The sequence below is a fragment of the Legionella gresilensis genome, assembly GCF_900639865.1.
Lineage (GTDB): Bacteria > Pseudomonadota > Gammaproteobacteria > Legionellales > Legionellaceae > Legionella_C > Legionella_C gresilensis.
In genome coordinates, this window is record NZ_CAAAHX010000007.1 from 196,762 (window position 1) to 213,250 (window position 16,489).

Here is a 16,489-nt window from a genome sequence, read left to right on the forward strand (position 1 = left end):
GTATAATTTACCTTTATTTAAGTCGTGTAAGTTTCTATACCTAAATGTTTGAAATTTGATCTATAATTTAAGAGTATAATTTAAGTTGTGAGGTGTGTTATGAGCATTCGCAAGCAGTCTAACCTTGTTAAAGATAGTGATATAAAAGAAAAAAATAATAATTTAACGGATGCTGATTTAGAAAATATATCTGGCGGTAGAAAGGTAGCTGATGCAAAAGCCGAGAGGCGACTAATAGATAGAGATACAAGAGCGCCCAAAGGTTATCGTGACAGATATGAGAGATAGAAGGGAAGGTTCATAAGTAGATAGAGTACAGCTCGTAAAGTAAACCAAAATCCTAGCGTACTCGATGGATATAAAATAAGGACTGATTTATATGAATAGGTTAAGGATAACCTATTATTTTTAACTATACTTTATAGTAGGTTAAACGGTGGAAATATTTGTGAACGCACCAGAAAAAGAAATGGACGCCTTAAAAATTCTTCAAATTTCTCCCTTATTTTCTAAATTAAGAAAAGCCATTTTATGGCGCATTGCCAGCCTTGCACAAAAGCAGACTTTTGCCCAAGGTGAATATTTAATTAAACAAGGTGAGCAAGGTGATAAATGCTTTATCATTAGTAAAGGCTCAGTAGAAGTATTTTATGAATCCAATAATAAATGTATTTCTATTGCTAAAGTAGGGCAGGGTGAAATACTAGGAGAGTTAGCTATTATTGATAGCTTACCTCGCTCTGCTAGTGCAGTTGCGCTTTTACCAACCGAGGCATTAGTTATTACTCAGTGGGATTTCAAAGCTCAATTACAAGCATATCCAGAAATTGCTCTCGAGTTATTACCTTTGCTTGCACAACGGCTAAGACAAACCCAAAATCAATTAATTAAAGATAAGCATGGCTAAGAAAAAGGGCATTGTTTTTCGTAAAAAAGCACTGGAGCAAATTAATCGTCCTACATTAAATGAAGACGTAATCCAGGTTATTACGCCAAAATATTGGTTATTGTTTTTCGTTTTTTTTCTTATTATTGGTGTGTTTTTTATTTGGTTAATCAAAGGCACTTTATTTATTCGAGTAGAGGGAAAAGGAGTATTAATGGCTGTTAGTAGCGATGTTGTTACCGTACAGGCTCCAACAGTAGACGGAAAAATAAAAGATGTTTATATAAAGCCAGGTGATCAAATAAGCAAAGGCAGCAAACTGGTTTCTTATACGAATGAAGTTACTTTAGAATTAAACACTAGCCAACAATTTTTAACTAAATTACAAGCCGAGCAGAAAAACTTAAATGCTCGCTCAAAGCAAATTGTTTCTACGTTAGAACAAAATCAAAATGATCAAATTATTAAAATTAATGATAGTTTAAATGCAGCACGGCAAAAGCTTAAGCAATTACAAATCATGCTTGACTTAAAGGAAAAAGCATTAAAAAAAGGGATTATTGATTTACCTAATGTGACAGAAACTCGAGTTGAATATTATCGATTACTTCAAGAAATTAATTCACATGAAGCTGATTTAATTTCTCAAAAAGCTAATTTAATTGAGCTAAAAGATAAATGGCTTGAACGTGAGCGTGAACTTGCTTTAAATGTACTTAAAGCTGAAGAACAAGTTGCACTTTTAAAACAGAAATTACAAGAATCTCAGGTTATTACAAGTCCAGTAAATGGCATTGTTGCTGAGGTCAGAGTAAGACCAGGGGATTATACAAAAGCAGGAGAAGCTTTGTTAAGCATCATCCCAAAAGTGCTGGATTTATATGCTTTAGTTTTCGTACCAGCTCGCAAAGGTAAATTGTTAAAACCTGGTATGAGTGCCCAAATCACGCCTACTATTATTAATAAATTGGAATATGGTACTATTAAAGGCCATGTGCAAAGCATCTCCCTTTTGCCTGTGACCCAAGAAAGTATGATGGCTGTATTAAAAAATCAACAACTCGTTTCATCTTTTTTAAGTCAAGAACCTTTAATGTCTGTTAAAATACTCATGAATAGGGATGTGCACACACCAAGTGGCTTTCAGTGGACAAGCCGTTTAGGACCTAATATTCAATTAACTCAAGGGACGCTTATTGAGGTTATGATTAATATAGAAACTAAACGTCCTATTGATTTGCTTATTAACTTCTACAATTAATAGTAACGCCATCTATAATTATTTTATTATGGAAATTAAGCGCCCTATACAGAAGCGAGTAAAAACACCAACGATTTTACAAATGGAAGCGACCGAATGTGGCGCAGCGTCGTTAGCTATTATCCTTGCTTTCTATGGGAAGTATGTTACTGCTGAAGAATTAAGGTATGCTTGTGGTGTCTCTCGAGATGGCACAAAAGCCATTAATATCGTAAAAGCTGCACGAAATTATGGTATGGAAGCATATGGGGCTAATCTTGAAATAGAAGAATTAAAAGAAAAGAAAGTACCGTTTATTGTCTACTGGAGCTTTAACCATTTTCTAGTCGTTGAAGGTTTTTCAAAGAAAAGAGTTTATATAAACGATCCTGCTACTGGCCCCCGTAATATCAGTTGGGATGAGTTTGAGAGAGAATATACTGGTGTTATTTTAGTTTTAACCCCAGGTGCTTCTTTTAAAAAGGGTGGTAAGCCTGAGTTTTCTATTCGAAAGTTTCTTTTTACTAGATTAAGACAAAATTATACTGCTTTATTTTTCATTATTTTAGTTACAGCCCTTTTAATTGTTCCTAATATTGCTATTCCTATTTTTACTAAAGCTTTTATTGATTATTTACTTATTGATAATCAGAAAAGTTTAATTAGTTTTGTCTTATTTGGCCTATTATTTACTACACTCATGACGGTTTTATTAACGTGGCTACAGTTAAAGTTTCTTAATCACTTAAATATTAAATTAGATGCGATGAATTCAGTAAACTTTTTCTGGCGTCTACTCCATATCCCTATTAATTTTTTTCAACAACGATCTAATGGAGAAATTGTTGAACGAAGCATGATTAATGAAAGAATCGCCGCGATTATAGCCAAAGATTTACCTGAGCTTGTTGTAAATACTTTAAAAGTCATTAGCTTTGGCTTGGTAATATTCATTTTAAGTTGGCAAATTTGGTTGGTATTATTGCTATTAGTTCTTTTAAATATAAGTGTCTTAATTATTAGTCGACGCAAGTTAATCGATCTGGGCCGTAAATATGCAGGTGATAGAGGAAAATTAGAAGGAATAGAGGCTAATGGGATTCAAATTATTGAAACATTAAAAATTTCTGCTTTAGAGCAATATTTTTTTAATCGCTGGGCTTCTTTCTATACAAAATTTTTAACAGCTGAGCATAAACTTTTACTAACAAAAATTATAACCTCAGCTATTCCTAGTTTTTTTAATTTAATAGCAAGTTTATCTATTATTTTTCTAGGTGCTTTTTTCGTTATAAGAGGCGAGTTAACTATAGGATCAATTATAGCAATTCAAGCATTAACACTTAATTTTCTTACACCACTTGATGCAATTACCAACTTTTTTAGTAATCTATTTCAAATAAAGGGCGATATGATTCGTTTAAAAGATATTGTTGATACGCGAATCGATCCACTTTTTAAATTAAGTCAATTTAATGCAGACCTTTTACAAAAAGACATAAATCCTATCTTAAAAATTAATCAACTATCTTTTAGTTATTCTCCTCTTGAACCACCTGTTATCGATTCATTATCTATGGCGATAAAGCAAGGAGAACAGGTAGCTATAGTCGGCCCTAGTGGTAGTGGTAAATCAAGCCTTGCTAAGTTAGTTTGTGGTTTAAATACACCTTTATCAGGAGAGATTTTATTTAAAGGCATTCCTTATAAGGAGCTTAATCGCAACTTATTAAGTAAGTTTATTACTTATGTGGATCAAAATGTTTTTCTTTTTTCAGGAAGTGTACGTGACAATCTTTCGTATTGGGATAATAAATTTACAGATAAAGAATTATTTGCTGTTTTAGAACAGGTATATTTAGATAAAGATCTCTTATTAAGGGGTGGGTTAAATCTTAAATTACTTGAAGGTGGCGTGAATTTAAGCGGTGGCCAGCGGCAACGTTTAGAGTTAGCAAGAGCTTTACTATTAAAGCCACAATTACTTATTTTAGATGAAGCAACTTCGGCCATGGATTCTCTTCTTGAATCGGCAATTTATGAAAATTTGCGCAAAATTAATTGTACTTTAGTCATTATTGCTCATCGTTTAAGCGCTGTATTTGCTTGCGATCATATTTATGTTGTCAATGAAGGACAAATTATCCAGCATGGTACACATAAGAAATTAATAACTAAGCCCGGTTTATATAAAGAATTAGTGGAGAATGAAAAATATGAGTTATGATAAAATTCCACTGCTTTATATAAAACATTTAAAGAAAGTTTATTCATCAAAAAAACAAAATTATACCTCTTTAACTGATTTTTTTGATATTCATTTTGCAGCTTGCAAATTAGTAGCTAATTATTTAAAAATTAAATTAAGTAAGCCAACAGCTGATATTAATCAATTTAATTCGGTCGATTATCTTCAGACTATAGCAAATCATAATCTATTACGTATTCGTCGAGTTCGTTTAAAAAATAAGTGGTGGAAAAACGATGCAGGTCCATTGATTGCTTTTTTTAATCATCATTGTTGCGCGCTGCTTCCTAAAAAGGATGGCTATGAAATTATAAACGGTAAAACAGGAGAGCGCCGATTAGTAGATGAGAAGATAGCTAAGAATATTCATCATCATGCATATATGCTTTATCCCTCCTTACCTGAAAAAAATGTTTCTATTATTGATGTATTAAAATTTACTTTCTCCTTTCTAAAAAAAGAAATGCGGAAAGTTATATTTTTTCATATTTTAGCCGCACTTTTTTTAACGACAATTCCAGTTATAACAGGGATTCTTTTTGAGCAAGTAATTCCTTATTCTAATTATTCGTTATTAATTCAATATACAATTCTATTAGTTATAATTGGTGTTATTGTTAGTCTACTTCAATTTTTACAAGATATTCTTTTATTACGTATGCGATTTAGAGCCCAGCACCGCATACAAACAGCAATGTGGGATCGATTATTAAAATTACCAATTTCTTTTTTTAAACAGTTTACAGCAGGAGATTTAAGTTTTCGCGTCAGTGTTGTTAGTTTAATTCAACAAGAGCTAGGTGAGCGGGTTATTTCAACGATTATTGCTGGTATTTTATCAGTTACTTATTTAATTTTAATGTTTTTTATTGATATTTATTTAGCATTAACAGCTTTATTTCTTGTATTTATTATGGTTGTTTTTGTATTTTCTATAAATTTAAGATTATTAAAAGTAACTAGAAAGTTAACAACTAAGCAAACTAAAATTAGTGGTATTTTACTCGGTATGTTAGCTTCTATAAGCAAAATAAGAGTAGCTAATAAAGAAAAAAATGCTTTTCAGTTTTGGGAGAAAGAATATGCTGCTAAAATTCACTCAAAATTTATTGCTAATAAATTAATTAATATAAATCACATTTTTACAACTGGTTTTATGGGAATAAGCATACTTATTATTTATGCTTTAATTATTTGGCGTAACAACACATTAAGCTTCAGTAGTTTTATTATTTTCAATGCCGCATTTATTCAATTTTTTAATGCATTTTTAGAATTAACGGCCGTTATAAGTGAAAGTATTGAAATTATTCCTTTATTTCAAAAAGCTAAACCTATATTTGCAAGTATTCCTGAACAAGAGCAGGGGAAAAATAAAATTGATTTATTAGATGGCCATATTGTTATGCAAGATATTGTTTTTCGTTACCCTGGTGATGAAAAACCACTATTTACGAATTTAAATATTGCTATTCAGCCAGGGTCTTTTACCGCTTTTGTTGGGCCATCAGGCGCAGGTAAATCAACTATTTTTCGGCTTTTATTGAGCCTCGATTATCCTGAATCTGGGGTTATTAAATACAGTGGAGTTGATTTAAAAAATATCAACCTAAATTCTTTGAGAAATCAGTTAGGTGTTGTGATGCAAGCAACGCAATTAATCCCAGGCACTATCTATGAAAATATTTGCGGAAACAATAGCACGTTATCTCGTGAGGAAGCGTATGAAATTGCAAGACATGTCGGATTAGAAGGGTTTCTCCAAGATCTTCCTATGGGTATTGATACGTTAATTAACGATGGTATTCAGATGCTTTCGGGTGGAGAAATACAACGTATCAATTTAGCACGTGCATTAAGTAATAAACCTAGAATTCTCTTATTAGATGAAGCAACAAGTGCTTTAGACAATAAAGTACAAGCACAGATTAAACAACATTTGAACACGCTCAATATAACTCGTTTAGTTATTGCGCATAGGCTTAGTACAATTGTTGACGCGGATATTATTTATGTTATCGATCAAGGCTGTTGTATAGAATCTGGTAATTACCAAGAACTTATGGCAGCAAAAGGATTTTTTTATCGGTTTGCGTCTAGAAAATAATTTTCTATCTTCATATAAAATAGCTATGAAAATAAGTTGCATGAGAAAACTCTTTATGCAAGAATAAAACTCTCTGCTTTTATTTATATCAAATATAGTTGAATTAGCAATGAATCAGCCTAGTAATAACTTGTTATGTTTTTCTTCAAGCTATATTGCTCGGCCTCTATGTTCGATTATTCGTCTTATAGCCATTATTAACATTATTTGCCTGTCTTAACGATGAGCGATTAAAAGCGTTAAGACAGGGCTCTTAACGACATGTGCTCGCTCAGCAGATCGTATTTTATTTACCGATTAACTTTAAGAGAGTACAAATAATGGCAAGATCAGTTTTAGAAATTAATCTTAAAAAGGTTTCTGCTTATCCTATTTTAGTAATTACCTTAGCAGCAGGATTTCTCTTTTATAAATATATTTTACAGGTTTTTCCAAGCATTATTACAGCTGATTTAATGCAGCAATTTAATCTAAGCGGGGCTGGTTTAGGCGGCTTAGCAGCCACTTTTTATTATACATATATGATTATGCAACTTTTTGTCGGTATTTTGCTTGATAAATACAGTACACGCTGGTTTACTACTTTAGCTGTTTTTAGCGCTGCAGTAGGTGTTTTAATATTTTCTCAATCACAAACAATATTAATAGCTAGCTTAGCGCGGGGACTGATGGGTGTAGGTGTAGCATTTGCTACAGTTGCTTATATGAAATTAGCTGCTATTTGGTTTGAGCCTAGGCAATATGCTTTTATTAGTGGTTTATTGGCTACAGCCGCAATGGCTGGGGCTGTTTTTGGACAAGCGCCTTTAGCTTGGCTAATTGCTAACTTTGGTTGGCGACATTGCCTGCTTTTAGTAGGTATAGTAGGGCTTTTTTTAGCAGGTTTGTTTTCTTTTATTGTCCGTGATAAGCAAGCTCATCCTATTGCGCGCAATAAAAATAACATTACATTTAAAGATATTAAGCAAGCGCTAGGAAATAAGCAGAATTGGTTACTAACATTCTATAGTGGATTAGCATTTTCACCTATTGCGGTTTTTGGTGGTCTTTGGGGAAATCCATTTTTAGAACAAGCCTATCATTTAAGTAAAACACAAGCTGCCTCTATGATATCTTGTGTATTTATTGGATTAGGCTTAGGTAGTCCTATTTTAGGCTTTTTATCCGATAGATTAAACAATCGGCGCGAGGTTATGTTTTTTAGCACCCTGTTGTCTTGTGTCGCAATAACAATTGTTTTATTTAGTTCCTATCTTTCGTATGCTATTTTAATACTTTTATTATTTTTATTTGGTTTTGGTTTGGGTGCTTTTATGCTTGTTTTTGCTATTGCAAAAGATACTAATCCTTTAGCACTAACAGCAACTATCGCTGCTATGCTAAATACGAGTGATGCTATCTTAGACGCTATAACAGAACCTTTTATTGGTAAATTACTAGATTTAACTTGGGATGGAAAAATGGTTAATGGAATACATGTATTTTCATTAAGTAGTTACCGTATAGCATTGACCGTTTTACCTATTTATTTAATAGTTGGAGCAATATTATTAATTTGGTTAAAAAAGCCAAAATCATAGAATATTGCCTCAAAAAATTAAGGAGCTGACCTGGTGCCAAAGCAACATTCTCCCAGATTTTTAGCCTTAGTCTCAGAAGCTAAGAAGGAAATTAAAGAAATCGATGCGCCTACACTTAAGGAAAAAATTGATAAGCAATTACCTATGTATCTTATTGACATTCGTGAAGATCATGAATGGCCAATAGGACATATCCCTAATGCTGTTCATGTGAGTAAAGGTATTATTGAAAGAGATATAGAAAAACTTGTACCTAATACTGATACACCAATAATTGTTTACTGTAGTGGTGGCTTTCGTTGTGCTTTAGTTGCTAAGACTTTACAAGAGATGGGTTATGAGGAGGTTTATTCTCTCGCTCAAGGCTTACAAGGTTGGCTTGATGAAGGGTATGGCCTTGAGAAATAATTTTGTAGTTTGGCGGTAAAGGAGTTATCTATTATACTTGTTATTCCGTCAGGCCGGAATGCTTTGTTGCGTGGTGAATGTCTTTCCCGCATAGGCAGGAATCCATGTGGAAATTAAACTCAGTACTAATTGAGGATAGATCCCCGCCTACGCGGGGAAAACAAAGAATTTGTAGGGGGTCATATTGAAAACGGTCTAACTCGACCGTCACCTATGCTGCGTTTTTATCGTGCTACGACAGAGGCAGTCATTCTAGATACGCAACTTGTCTTACCTTCTTCATTATACATATCTATTTGCCATACATGTGTTGTGCGGCCTATATGTAGAGGGCGTGTGATTCCTTTTACAAAACCTTTACTTACCGGACGTATATGATTGGCGTTAATTTCTAAACCAACACAATAAAATTTATTTAAATCGACTACAGAATTTGCAGCAACACTCGCTAGTGTTTCTGCTAAAACCACATTAGCGCCACCATGAATAATACCTAATGGCTGTTTAGTTCGTTCACTAGCAGGCATAGTTGCTATTAAAAAATCATCGCCAACTTCAATGAATTTAATACCTAGAAAATCAGCGAGCGTATTTTGATTACGTTGGTTAACATATTCTATACTGATAGGGTTAAACCAGATAGCCATAATAATTCTCATGAAAAGAAATCATAATAGTTAAAACCGCTATTATTATCAATGATCTTCTAATCTTGCTTAGCAAATGAAACTATACGAAATTGCTTGTTAATGATATCTTTGTGATATGGTAACGTTAGTTATATTGTAGTGGAATCAATTCTATCAAACGAAATAAATCAGTCTTCGGTGGCTATTCTTACTGATGGTCGTTTGCGCCAGGCGCAATTGAGAATGTTAGATATGCTAAAGGTAATTGATGCTATTTGTGTCAAACATCAGTTAGTCTATTGGCTTGATGCCGGTACTTTGTTAGGCGCCATTCGACATCAAGGCTTTATTCCATGGGATGATGACATGGATATTGCTATGCCACGAGAAAGTTATGAAAAATTTTTAAAAGTCGCTCCCCTTGAGCTTCCTGCTGATATACATTTACAGCTAGCTGGTATAGAGGCAGGTTACTATAACCTAGGAGCACCATTAAAAATACGTGACAGACGTAGTTATTATTTAGAAAGACACGAAAAGGGAAACGAACCTTATGTGCAAGGAATATTTATCGATGTTTTTGTTTATGACAAAATGATAGTAACTCCTTGGAAACGCCGTTTTTATAAACGTATATCGCGTAAGCTTTTACGCATGCTTGGTACGAAACATTCACCGCTTTCTATGGGGCGTAGTCATAATTTATATCGTGCTTTAGGTTATATTTTTCCTAAAGTTATCCTTAACCATGGATTAGATTATTTGGTACGTCATTCCAAAAAATTAAATAGCCCCTATTTGGGAAGAGGTTATCATTGTAAAAGAGTCACCCTTATAGAGTTTGCAGAAGTTTTTCCACTTAAACGTGCTGTTTTTGAAAATCATTACTTTAATATTCCTTATGATGCTGACTCTATTCTTCGTAAAGAATATGGTGATTATCATATATTACCTCCAGAATCAGAACGTACGCTACGTCATTGTAGGCATCTAATTATTGAAAATTAACTTGTCTTAAAAGCTAAATTATAAAGTCACCCCAATACCATTTAATTAACTTCTTTAAATTAGGCTGAAAATATATAGTTTAAGGCAAATAGAAGTATCTTTAAGATAAGCTAATTATTGTAAATCCCAAACAGATCTATCAATACGTGAGAACTTGCAGTTATTTGGATTGTAGGAATGACGTACGTTGAAAAATTGGTTTTCATTAATACTTAGATCTTTAATTAAACGTAACTTAAAATTACGCCATTGGGGTAGAGGGCCATTGACACTTTGACCTTGATATTGGAAAGCATGTAATTGTTTTTTACCTTTTAAAATACCAAAGTGATGTGGCTCAACTAAACGGGGTAAGTTATTATAGGTAAAGTAAATGGGATGACGCTTATAAATAGCTTTTGCAATCTTTGTTTCTACGGACATTATTTCTTCCTAAATTGATCTTAAAATTAGTTGATTTAGGTGTTAAATTAATTCAATTTACACTCTTTAATTTTAGACTAAAAAACTAATTATTTAAGGAATTTAGCTAATAAATTTATATATCTTATTCTTTAAAAAAATAACTGATTATTGTAGATTTTCTCCAACTTTTTTGAAATCTTTTTCATTAAAAATAGCTGAATAATATTGATAGCATTTAAATTCAAGAAGATTATTGCTGGGGTCTTTTAGAAAAAAAGTTTGATGCTCTATTTTAGTACCTAAAAACCGTTTTTTCAGTTCTATCTCAAAGGGGACTTTTTTATTAATTAATTGATTATAGAATCCTTTAAATTCATCCTCTTTAAGAAAAATTAACCCAAAATGGCGTGGGTAAATGCCCGCTTGTAAAGGTAGAGGCTCATCTATTAAATGCGCTACAATTTGATGATTAGCAAAGTGAAAAATTAAAGCATGTTCTGATTCACGGCCCACGGCAAAACCTAGCTGCTCGTGATAAAAATATTTGGCTAAGTTAAAATCATGGACAGGAAAAGCAAGATGAAATATGGTTTCCATAAAATTATTAGTTAGGTTATCAGCATAATACTTATATTAGCCTACACTAATAGAAATACTTTAATTTTTTTAATGATTTGACTTTCTTTATTCTCTAAAAGAAGATGTTTAATGACAAGCTACTTTCTGGTAGTAAAGCTTAGTTAAGGAGTAGAAATGATTGCAAATTTACTTAGAAATTACATGAAATTGAAGCTTATTCAAATTGTAATGAAATTATTGGCTGGTAAAAAAGGTGCTTTACTTAAAGGTGGTTTCCCCGTTGCATTAGCAACTTTCTTGATCGAAGAATTCTTTAACCGAGCTTGGAAAGATAAACCTTTTAAGAATAACACTAATACTAATAAGCCAAATAAATAGCCTGTTTTATCAAAGCTATCAATGCTGGATTTAAATGATGGGCCGTATAGGGTTCGAACCTATGACACAGAGGTTAAGAGCCTCCTGCTCTACCAGCTGAGCTAACGGCCCAAAATATAGAATACTTAGTTTGGGTAAAAATGCAAGTATTTAAATATAAATAGATTATTGGTTAATCCCAAGCCTTAAAGGTTTCTATAATCCTATCAATAGGATTTCTAGTTTTGTTTGCTAATGTTACAGGTTTTTTAGGAAATGTTTTTAAGGCATCTTGTAAAGTAACAAATGTAAATCCATGTTCTTTATAAAGATTAATAATATCATCTAATGCGTAAGCATTGATTATGTTTGCGTGAATTAATAAGATTTGAGCCTGGTTTGGCGTATGAGCGCGACGATTTCGTTCTAGCGCTTTTAATGTTTGTTGCCAAATAAAGTCTAAATATTCAGGTTTTAATTCTTCATTTAAATAATTATGGCGCTCCTCTTTAGGCAGCGCAACTAACTTTCTATTAAACAGGAAATCCTTACTGTCAATGGTAATAGGCGCAATTGCATAATCTAGGGTTTTTAAATATTCACCTACTTTTTCTCTTTTTTCTCCTTTACTTGTAGCGAGATAGGGAAAGCGAAAATATTTAGGCTTTGTAAGAACGGATGATAATAGTTGATCAGCCAATTCTATTTCTTCTAGGTAAGCGTCAAGGTCTAACTTATTTAAATTAGCATGAGAGACTGTATGATTACCTAGACCAAAACCCTCATCGTGAAATTTTTTAAGCATTATCCAACCAGAATGATCTATATCACCTGCAATAATGAAGCCCGTTGCAGGAACATTATTCTTCTTAAGGGTGCTTAAAATCATATTAAGATGAAAGCTTTTCTTAGGACCTACAAAAGGTAAATCATCAATTGTTAGGGCAATTTTTTTTATCTCAGCAAAACAATTATGTAAACTTAAAAAAACAAGCGTAAAAATGAAGAATCTTTTTAACAATTTAAGGTCTCATCAAAATAATAAAGTAGTATGATAAATGATTTATTCTAGCAAAAATTGCCCTAAATGGCCCTCTTTTATTGTTTTTTAAGGAAAAAACTCATCTTTTTAAATTAGGTGAGAATTATTTTTGCTTATGGTGCTAATTTATTGTTTAATAAAGTTAGAGAAAGCACTAAAAAAGTTAAGTTCAAAGGAGTAAAAAGAAGATGATGGTTAAAGCATTTATTACAAGGTTAACTTTACTCTCTTTAGGGACAGTGATAACAGCGCAAGCAAATGACACCGCTTTCGGAGGTACGGGTGCTTCTCCTTATCCGATTGAACAACCCAATATTAAAATGGCTGCTGAAAAAATAATAATAACTGGCCATAATCTTAATAAAGAAAATAGAAGTGGTTTTTGGGATTACCAATGTAGCTTTTTATTTGAAAATAATTTAAATAAACCTATTACCATTCAAATGGGATTTCCTTTTCCAGTTAATAATGAAGAATTTGGTAATATTTCTATTCCTGCTGGTCGTCAATCTAAACAAGGCGCAGCGCTCGTTTATGACTTTGTAGCAACAGCGCGCAATAAACCTATTGCGGTCAGGAAACAAAGAATTACCTCCAATAAAGAAAAAGGATTAGAATATCAAGAGGCCTACATTTGGAATTTTTCCTTTTTACCCAAAGAAACGGTAACCCTTAATCACCATTATAATACGGGTGTGACCTTCGATGTTATGGGGTATCATTGGGTAAATTATGTGTTAAAAACGGGTAAATTATGGCAAGGTGGACGTATTGGGCGTACTGAGATAGATATTATTCCTAACACTCCTACTCGTTTATGCAGTGAATTAAATAAAAATGCTCATTATACAAAACCCAAACCAAAGGGTATGAAAATCCTGGGCAAGGGTAAAGATAGGCATTATGTCTGGAATTTAAAAAATTTTTCACCTGATGATGATTTATCGGTGTGTTTACAAACCGGGCGAAATTATATTCGCTATCGCGTCGTTTATCCTTTATTAGAAGAGAATTTGACCCGTTTACGTACGATGAATGCTGAGCAATTAACATTAATAAAAAATACTATATATGCTCAATATGGTCGTCAATTTGAGAATAGTAAATTACAGCGCTATTTCAATCGTCAATGGTGGTATGAGCCTAATTCTGGTTATTCAGATAAATTATTAACCGTCGATGATCAGAAAATTTTAGCAGCTATTCATCAATTAGAATTAAAAAAAGCAAGTTAAGAAATATAGCTGCTTTTTTAAGCCTATAGCATTATTCTAAGCTCTTAAAAATAAATTATTTTTATTTCATTACAAGTTCAGAAGTGTTTTTGGCATTGTTAATATTTCCTTAATCAAATTTGTTTAAAATATAGACAAATTGTTCTTAGGATTTAATATGCCAGGACCACTTAGTGCAAAAGGATTACTACACCAACATAATGAAGACCAATTAAAAAAATTTATTAAGCAAAAGTATGACAAAGATAGCACGCTTAAACTGCCAAGTATTTCTTTAGTTCCAGGTTATCTTGGTGGTACCCAGGTAGATACTTATACTAAAACTAGCCCTAACTTCACTGAAGGCCGTATAAATTTCCTTAAAAAAAATGGTCATGCTGAGGGCTTTACATGGACTTCTACGCCTGAAAATCTCAAAAAAGCAGTGCGTTGGGGAATTATTAAGCCTGAGTCTTTAACTGGCAAAGTAATCGCTTGTTTAGGTCAGTACCGCGTTTTGGCGCATGAACGTGTTGCCAAGGGTATGGTAAGTAATACCCAGCATATTAAACTTGAATTACTTGATGTATATCAAGATAGAATTGAAGCTTTACAAGATTTAGAGCGGTTGGTTAATAAAGATAATAATGTACAAGATTTTGTTAAATCAATTAACGATTATATTGAAAGAATCAAATTTATTCAAAGTAACGTAGAATTAAAACTAAAATCTTTAGACGAGATAAATCCAGGTAAAGCAAAACAAATCAAAGCAGATTTAGACGAGGATATTAAACGCGCTCAGGAATACTTACAGGATTTACAAAAAGAAAAGAATTTACGCCCTTACAATCGTGCTCGTGGACGGCATTCCATTTTAGAGTTTGTTAAGCAACAAACAATGATGCATCTTTATGAGTTACAAGGGATTAATCAAGATTTAACTTATAGTAACAAGCGTTTTTTTGCCCTTACGCGCGGCGAGCTCAACGATTACATTGAAGATGCTCGCAAAATTATAGATGATTACGAAGGTGATCCTCGCAATATAATTACTGCAGCACATCAAGGTAATTTTAGACCAGAAAAAAGTCCTAATAACAAAAGCGATGAGGTTGGAGGACCAGACAATTTAGTAACCTATGATTTTACAGCGGAGCATTTAAATGGGAAACAGGAGCGTCAAGCTTTATTAGCAATAAGCTTTATAGAAGGTTGGGATGAGGTTGACTATACAGATCCTAAGAAGCCTAAAGTTAAAAGAAAAGAGAAGGAAGAGGAATTAAGTGTTATTGCCGCTACTCGTTGGAAAACTCATCGCAATTTTAAAGCATTTATAATTAGTTTTGCCTACTTTATTTTTAATATTTTTAAAAGCTCGATATGGCCTGTAAAGCCTTGGCAAGAAGAAACCTGGAAAGACAAAGAATTTCATTTGGCAGCCACAGAATTATGTGAACATGCTAAGCCTGATGAACCAATGTGGTATAAGTTTGGTCGTTCTGCCAAAAAAGTTGGCGATGCCTTTATTGATCTGTTTAAAGGTGTTTTTAATGTTGGTGGAAAATTATTTCACCAGGTTTCATTTGGCATTAGGGATGATTGGTATTTAACGGAAAATTTAGGGCATTTAAAAGATACATTTGAAGAAGTGCAGAAAGAAATAAACAGCATTTCTACAGAAGAAAAAAAACTTTTACAGGAAACATTAAGTACAGTAGAAAATAAATTAAAAGAAAATGGAAAATCCATTGAAGGGTTTAAGGCTAAAGAAGAGGATGGGTACCCTTTAGCAAAAATTCCCTATCATTTAACCGCAGGTGATCAAAACGATATCCTTACCTCCATGCTTCGTGGTGTCAATGGTTTTGCTAATGTTTTCACTCATAATATTTTTGCTAAAGATCCAGTTGCAGGTTTGGCCTTTTTATCAACTTATGCCATTGGTGGTGCTGTTATTTTTTTTCCTGCTGTTTGTAAAGCATTTTTACCCTCAGCTTATATAAATTGGTTTACCCACGCCTCTTATTGTATGGGTAGTTCTCACGAAGCAGCAGCTATTGCAGGTGGCTCGACGCAGGCTCAAATTGGCTCTAGTGTAATAGATTTAATTGCACATGGCCCAACTAGCTCTACAATGCAAGTTGTTTCTGATATTGTTGAAAATCCAATAACAGTTGCTGCTGGGTGTGTTCTTGCCTATTCGTTAGGCTACTATCTTGTTAATGGAATTAAAGGCCATACGATTCCTTATGTAAGTGATTTTTTTAAGAGCGATTTAGGATCGGTACCTGAAACAGGATATCCTCTTATTGGTGCTAAAGTAGGAATTAGCATTTACGAAGCATTTCATACTCCAGAAAATAATCCTTACATTATTGTTTCTCTAACCTATAAACATGGGGAAGTTGATGAGAAAACAGAAGAATATAAAATAGAACTAACGCAAGAAGATTTACGTATTCGAAATCAGATGCGTATAGCAACTTGGCTTGTTGAAAATTCTGAGCATCTGCCAAAACTTAAACCAAAGTCTCTTATTACAATTGCCAGACAAATTGATGCGCATTTTTCAGAGGAAGAAGCAGCTGCTTTAAAAAAAATGCTATATCCTGAAAAAGCACATTCTATTGCTTATCAATTGATTGCTATCCCAACTAGTTATATTCCAGCTTTACTAAGAGTTTTAATTAATAGTGTTATAAGCTTGTCGGTGTCGCGAAATGTTTCGTTTAAATAAACATCAATAAGAACTATTTTTAACAATAGTTTAAATACTGCAAACA

General features: G+C 33.0%; 15 protein-coding genes and 1 tRNA gene. 11 read left to right on the forward strand and 5 right to left on the reverse strand.

What is annotated here, in order from left to right; genetic code table 11:
- Positions 1 to 99 precede the first annotated feature (99 nt).
- The 7 genes from E1P04_RS10825 to E1P04_RS10855 all read left to right on the forward strand — a co-directional run bounded on the left by E1P04_RS10825 (position 100) and on the right by E1P04_RS10855 (position 8,469).
- The gene (locus E1P04_RS10825) at positions 100 to 288 is read left to right on the forward strand and encodes a hypothetical protein (RefSeq protein WP_131782921.1); all 189 of its coding nucleotides are present in this window, start codon (positions 100 to 102) and stop codon (positions 286 to 288) included.
- A 160-nt stretch (positions 289 to 448) separates the two neighbouring features.
- Complete coding sequence (locus E1P04_RS10830) at positions 449 to 907, forward strand: cyclic nucleotide-binding domain-containing protein (protein WP_131782922.1); 459 nt, start codon at positions 449 to 451, stop codon at positions 905 to 907.
- Complete coding sequence (locus tag E1P04_RS10835; RefSeq protein WP_131782923.1) at positions 900 to 2,147, forward strand: NHLP bacteriocin system secretion protein; 1,248 nt, start codon at positions 900 to 902, stop codon at positions 2,145 to 2,147. The genes E1P04_RS10830 and E1P04_RS10835 overlap by 8 nt, the downstream gene beginning before the upstream one ends.
- A gap of 28 nt (positions 2,148 to 2,175) precedes the next feature.
- Positions 2,176 to 4,353: a cysteine peptidase family C39 domain-containing protein gene (locus E1P04_RS10840; RefSeq protein WP_131782924.1), complete on the forward strand. Its 2,178-nt coding sequence runs from the start codon at positions 2,176 to 2,178 to the stop codon at positions 4,351 to 4,353.
- Complete coding sequence (locus E1P04_RS10845) at positions 4,343 to 6,481, forward strand: NHLP bacteriocin export ABC transporter permease/ATPase subunit (RefSeq protein WP_165482753.1); 2,139 nt, start codon at positions 4,343 to 4,345, stop codon at positions 6,479 to 6,481. Before E1P04_RS10840 ends, E1P04_RS10845 begins: the two co-directional genes overlap by 11 nt.
- Positions 6,482 to 6,801: 320 nt before the next feature.
- Positions 6,802 to 8,061 (forward strand): MFS transporter, encoded by a 1,260-nt coding sequence (locus tag E1P04_RS10850; RefSeq protein ID WP_131782926.1) that lies wholly within the window; start codon positions 6,802 to 6,804, stop codon positions 8,059 to 8,061.
- Positions 8,062 to 8,094: 33 nt separating this feature from the next.
- Positions 8,095 to 8,469: a rhodanese-like domain-containing protein gene (locus E1P04_RS10855; protein ID WP_131782927.1), complete on the forward strand. Its 375-nt coding sequence runs from the start codon at positions 8,095 to 8,097 to the stop codon at positions 8,467 to 8,469.
- Between the two features lie 224 nt (positions 8,470 to 8,693).
- Here the strand turns inward: E1P04_RS10855 and E1P04_RS10860 are convergent, their stop codons facing one another.
- Positions 8,694 to 9,116, reverse strand: a complete 423-nt coding sequence (locus E1P04_RS10860; RefSeq protein WP_131782928.1) for a hotdog fold thioesterase — start codon at positions 9,114 to 9,116, stop codon at positions 8,694 to 8,696.
- A 141-nt stretch (positions 9,117 to 9,257) separates the two neighbouring features.
- On the opposite strand from E1P04_RS10860, the gene E1P04_RS10865 reads away from it, so the two are divergent.
- Complete coding sequence (locus E1P04_RS10865; RefSeq protein WP_242604439.1) at positions 9,258 to 10,106, forward strand: LicD family protein; 849 nt, start codon at positions 9,258 to 9,260, stop codon at positions 10,104 to 10,106.
- Between the two features lie 114 nt (positions 10,107 to 10,220).
- Here the strand turns inward: E1P04_RS10865 and E1P04_RS10870 are convergent, their stop codons facing one another.
- Together E1P04_RS10870 and E1P04_RS10875 are read right to left on the reverse strand one after the other, a co-directional pair.
- Positions 10,221 to 10,529 (reverse strand): WYL domain-containing protein, encoded by a 309-nt coding sequence (locus E1P04_RS10870; RefSeq protein WP_131782929.1) that lies wholly within the window; start codon positions 10,527 to 10,529, stop codon positions 10,221 to 10,223.
- A 147-nt stretch (positions 10,530 to 10,676) separates the two neighbouring features.
- Positions 10,677 to 11,108: a VOC family protein gene (locus tag E1P04_RS10875; RefSeq protein ID WP_131782930.1), complete on the reverse strand. Its 432-nt coding sequence runs from the start codon at positions 11,106 to 11,108 to the stop codon at positions 10,677 to 10,679.
- 156 nt (positions 11,109 to 11,264) lie between these two features.
- On the opposite strand from E1P04_RS10875, the gene E1P04_RS10880 reads away from it, so the two are divergent.
- Complete coding sequence (locus E1P04_RS10880) at positions 11,265 to 11,468, forward strand: hypothetical protein (RefSeq protein ID WP_131782931.1); 204 nt, start codon at positions 11,265 to 11,267, stop codon at positions 11,466 to 11,468.
- Between the two features lie 38 nt (positions 11,469 to 11,506).
- Here the strand turns inward: E1P04_RS10880 and E1P04_RS10885 are convergent.
- Positions 11,507 to 11,579, reverse strand: a tRNA-Lys gene (locus E1P04_RS10885).
- 61 nt (positions 11,580 to 11,640) lie between these two features.
- On the reverse strand, positions 11,641 to 12,468 hold the full coding sequence (locus tag E1P04_RS10890) for a polysaccharide deacetylase family protein (protein WP_242604440.1): 828 nt from the start codon (positions 12,466 to 12,468) through the stop codon (positions 11,641 to 11,643).
- 209 nt (positions 12,469 to 12,677) lie between these two features.
- Between E1P04_RS10890 and E1P04_RS10895 the strand changes: the two genes are divergently transcribed.
- Both E1P04_RS10895 and E1P04_RS10900 read left to right on the forward strand, forming a co-directional pair.
- On the forward strand, positions 12,678 to 13,724 hold the full coding sequence (locus tag E1P04_RS10895) for a YARHG domain-containing protein (RefSeq protein ID WP_131782932.1): 1,047 nt from the start codon (positions 12,678 to 12,680) through the stop codon (positions 13,722 to 13,724).
- Positions 13,725 to 13,881: 157 nt separating this feature from the next.
- Entirely contained in the window at positions 13,882 to 16,443 is a 2,562-nt protein-coding gene (locus E1P04_RS10900; protein WP_131782933.1) for a hypothetical protein, read from the forward strand.
- Positions 16,444 to 16,489 lie beyond the last annotated feature (46 nt).